The following is a 3,820-nucleotide window of genomic DNA, read 5'->3' as shown; positions in this document are numbered from 1 at the left end:
CGACCGACCAGCGTCGAGTACCCGCATGTGATTCAAATCACTCACCGTTGCGGTGGTGTGTTCCCACGGCCATACGGCGATGGCCGCTCCTGACGGTTGTGTGACGGGGGAGGAAGTTTGCCGAAATTGCGACGCAGGGATTTTATGGTGGAATATCTCGGGAAGTTCTCACAAACCCGTTCCATGGTCCGGAGGCGAGAAAGGCGCGTGACCGTCATGGCTGAGGAACTGACGCCGCATTTTCAAGAAGTACAGGCACACTACGACTTGTCCGACGACTTCTTCCGGCTGTTTCTCGACCCCACCATGACCTATAGCTGCGCGTATTTCGACCGCCTGCGAGACATACCGCTGGAAGAAGCGCAGATCAGGAAGATAGACCTTTCGTTGGCCAAGCTGGGTCTGCGGTCCGGGATGACGCTTCTGGAGGTCGGCTGCGGCTGGGGTAGCACCTTGCGCCGCGCCATCGAGACATACGACGTGAACGTCATCGGTTTGACGTTGTCAAAGCACCAGGCCGCCCATGTGCAGAAGGCGTTCGACTCGATGGACACCGCACGTAGCAGGCGGGTGCTACTGCAGGGCTGGGAACAGTTCGACGATCCCGTCGACCGAATCGTCTCCATCGGTGCGTTCGAGCACTTCGGGTACGACCGCTACGACGATTTCTTCGACATGGCCTACCGCGTCCTGCCCGATGACGGGGTCATGCTGCTGCACTCGATCACCATGCTGACCGTGCAGCAGATGGCCGAACGCGACCTGCCATGGTCCGAAGAGTTGGCGGGCTTCAACGAATTCATTGCCGCCGAAATCTTCCCGGGCGGCCAGTTGCCGCCGATCGAGATGGTGGAGTTCCATGCGTCGAAGGCGGGTTTCAACTTGGCCCGTAGGCAGTCTTTGCAGCTGCACTACGCCAGGACGCTCGACCACTGGGCTGAGGCATTGGAGGCACACCAGACCGAGGCCGTCGAGATTCAGTCCGAAGAGGTTTACCAGCGATACATGAGGTATCTGACCGGTTGCGCCAAGGCATTCCGGTCAGGCCACATCGACGTAAACCAGTTCACGCTGCGCAAGTAGACGGCCGTTCTCAGGACAGCCGTCTACGGCCACGCGCCGCCGGCCCTGGAATGAGCCGGCGGCGGCCGAAAGAACCTAGATGTCTACTTCGGTGTGACGGTTTCGGCGAACGCGCCGCCGCCCTTGTTCAGCCAGGTGATCGTGCCGTGCTCGAACTCACTGATCCAACCGCCGTCGGCGACGTCGGGTCCGCCAGCCGTTTCGGCCTCGTCGGTGCTTGGGAAGCCCAACTTGCCCGCCGGGCCCCCGTTTTCGGTGTAGACCCGCAAAATTTCACCCTGCACGACGTGTGCGCCTGCCGTCGGTGACGAGTAGATGGTGCCGTTGGCGAAGGCCTGCACCGTGCCATCGCCCACCTTCTCCGGCTGCGCGGTCGGAAGGCCCAACGTAGCCTCACCGCCGGCCTTGCTGAACGCCTCCGCGGTGGGACCGTCGAGTGTCACCTCACCGATGCCGGGGGCGTTGATCGTGGTGGGTGCGCCCGCGGCGGCTGACGTCATGGCGTTTGAGGCGTCGCTCGCGCCGGACTTCGCCGCACTCGTGCCGGCATCGACCGCCGACGACGCAACGCTCGACGCGCTCGACGCCGCGTCCTTGGTGGAATCTTTTGCTTCTTGCGAGCACGCGACGAGAGCTGCGCCTGTGATGGCAAAAGCTGCAGCTAGGGCACCGGTGCGTTTCATCAGCATTGGGTTCATGGGCCGAAACTAACACCGTGGACAAAGGCTTGGTCAGCAAAACGGCGAGGTTTGGGACAGTAGGCCCGGATCTGGGACAGCGTTCAAATTCGCGAGATCGCTCGCTAACAGCCGGGATTCACCTACTCACCGTGTGCGTCGTCGTTGTCGTCATGAGCCCCACCGCCGGTAGCTGCTTTGGCTATGTGCTTCGTGACTTTGTCGACGCGCTTGGCGAAGTCGCCCACGGAGTCGCGAATCTGCTGACGGGTGTTGCTAATCGTCTGCCGCAGTGGGCTTTTGCCAGGTGAACCGACCTTTACGGTGGATGCCCTATTGCTGATCGGCGGTTTCATGCTGCCGCGCCAGATGCCCAATCGCGGACGCTGCCTGTCCGTGGTGCCACTCGGGGGCGGGGCGGGCGAGGGTGTCGTCGCGTCGGCATTGACTGCGATCCGCTGGGCATTTTGATCGGGCCCGGCGTTCGCCGCGAGCGGCGTCACTGCCGCAGGATCGGTGAGGCTGCTTGAGCCGACCGCGCCTTTGAGGAGATCCACGACCAAGCCGACGGGATTTTCGTGTTGCGTGGGCGGCGGATTGTTGAGTCCTGGAATCCCGCCATAGAAGAACGCGTCCCGGGTGCCGCCGCTCAACGCGGTGACGAAGTCTGCAGGCACCGCTCCCCAATCGATGTTCTGCGGGAAGCTGAAGAACGGCATGGCTTCTCCGCCGTTGCTGCCGAAGTCATTGGAGAAGTCGCGCTGGTAGTCGTCGCGGAAGTCGTTCGGATCGTCGCCGTACTGAACGACGTTGGTATAGCCGAGGTTTCCCAGCATGGTGATCGCCGGCTCGACCGCATCCGCGAACGGGTTGGTGATGGTCTGGCCGGTCAGGACGCTCAACACGTCAGTTGGATAGCGGAACGGTTCGAGCATGGGCTGCGCGCCGTTCTCTACCGTCAGATACAGGTTGAGCGCCTCGTAGCGGTCTTCCAACGTCGAGCCGTTGGGGATCGCGATGTCGACGCCAGGAAAGGTTCCGCCTAGCGCACTGGAGAGCAGGGGGTTGGCTGCGAGGATGGCCGCCGTCCTCGAGATGTCAACGTCGGGGAGTGCGCCGGGAAGGTCGACGGTGAGGCCGTCGCCGATGATCGCGGACGCGAAGTTCCCCACCAGATTGGCGACCAGCGGATTGAGCGTCTGCGGACCAACTCCGGTGAGATCGGAGCCGCGCAGGATGTACGTCGGGAAGGCGAACGCCGCTGCGTTGTTGAGCAATGTGACCGGGTTCGGCCACGCGGCGAAGTCGGACAGCGGGTCGTTCTGCATGGCGACGTCGACCTTGACCGGCACCAGCACGGCGGTGCCGTCGGTCTGCACGTCGAAATCGTTGGTGGCGGTATCGATGCCGAAGATCGCGAAGAACGGCGCGAACCGGGCGGCCACGCCGCCGTCGTTGCGGCCCGGGTTTCGCAGCAGGATCATCGGCACGATCGTGACGCTCGATCCCGGCTCGGCGCCAGGGGCCGTCCCACCTGGCTGGTTGTGAAGATCAGCCTCAACCTCCGGGTAGGCCATGCCGGCGGCCAGCGCACCGATGCCGAACGCAAGGACTACGGGCACACGGAGACTCACCAGATCGAGGTCGAGGTGTCCCGTGATGGTCTTCGGTGGGCAGATCTTCTCGTTCGTACATTTCGGGTCATATGCCGGGTTGGCCACCGTCACCGGGATGTTGAGGTCGGTGCCCCCCAGATAGGACGTCCCGTTGATCTCGTCGGCGATCCTCGACGGCAGTGCCGGCACCCAGAACGGGTTGAGGCCAACGATGCCCAGGAGGCCGAACGGCGGCCCGGTGGTGATGACGTTGACCCCGGGGATCTTGGGGACTTCAGGTAGGGCGGCGCTTGACGGGCCCGCCAGGCTCAGTGTCAGCGCCGTCGCGGTCACGGCCGCGCCTCCCGCAATCGACGCCTTCTTGACGACCCGATGAACCCGCTTCGACCTGTGTCTGGCCATTGCCCACGTCCTTCTCAGATTCTTCTCAGCAACGTGTAGGGG

Annotated in this window: 3 protein-coding genes; 1 reads left to right on the top strand and 2 read right to left on the bottom strand. The window is 63.2% G+C overall.

Annotation, left to right across the window (positions count from 1 at the left end; all coding sequences use genetic code 11):
• Positions 1-216 precede the first annotated feature (216 nt).
• Positions 217-1,083 (top strand): cyclopropane mycolic acid synthase family methyltransferase, encoded by an 867-nt coding sequence (locus tag ACRDUX_RS41635; protein WP_526423547.1) that lies wholly within the window; start codon positions 217-219, stop codon positions 1,081-1,083.
• Between the two features lie 83 nt (positions 1,084-1,166).
• Here the strand turns inward: ACRDUX_RS41635 and ACRDUX_RS41630 are convergent, their stop codons facing one another.
• Both ACRDUX_RS41630 and ACRDUX_RS41625 read right to left on the bottom strand, forming a co-directional pair.
• Entirely contained in the window at positions 1,167-1,781 is a 615-nt protein-coding gene (locus ACRDUX_RS41630; RefSeq protein WP_526423545.1) for an LGFP repeat-containing protein, read from the bottom strand.
• Between the two features lie 122 nt (positions 1,782-1,903).
• Positions 1,904-3,778, bottom strand: coding sequence for a hypothetical protein (locus ACRDUX_RS41625; RefSeq protein WP_526423543.1), 1,875 nt, complete (start codon positions 3,776-3,778; stop codon positions 1,904-1,906).
• Positions 3,779-3,820: the final 42 nt, after the last annotated feature.

Source organism: Mycobacterium sp. (assembly GCF_050701675.1).
In the GTDB taxonomy this organism is placed as follows: Bacteria; Actinomycetota; Actinomycetes; order Mycobacteriales; family Mycobacteriaceae; genus Mycobacterium.
This window is presented reverse-complemented; position numbering and strand designations above follow the sequence as displayed.

Excerpts from the sequence above, each read along its gene's own strand:
- ACRDUX_RS41635 (WP_526423547.1), top strand. The coding sequence starts at position 217 with ATGGCTGAGGAACTGACGCCGCATTTTCAAGAAGTACAGGCACACTAC.
- ACRDUX_RS41630 (WP_526423545.1), bottom strand. The coding sequence starts at position 1,781 with ATGAACCCAATGCTGATGAAACGCACCGGTGCCCTAGCTGCAGCTTTT.
- ACRDUX_RS41625 (WP_526423543.1), bottom strand. The coding sequence starts at position 3,778 with ATGGCCAGACACAGGTCGAAGCGGGTTCATCGGGTCGTCAAGAAGGCG.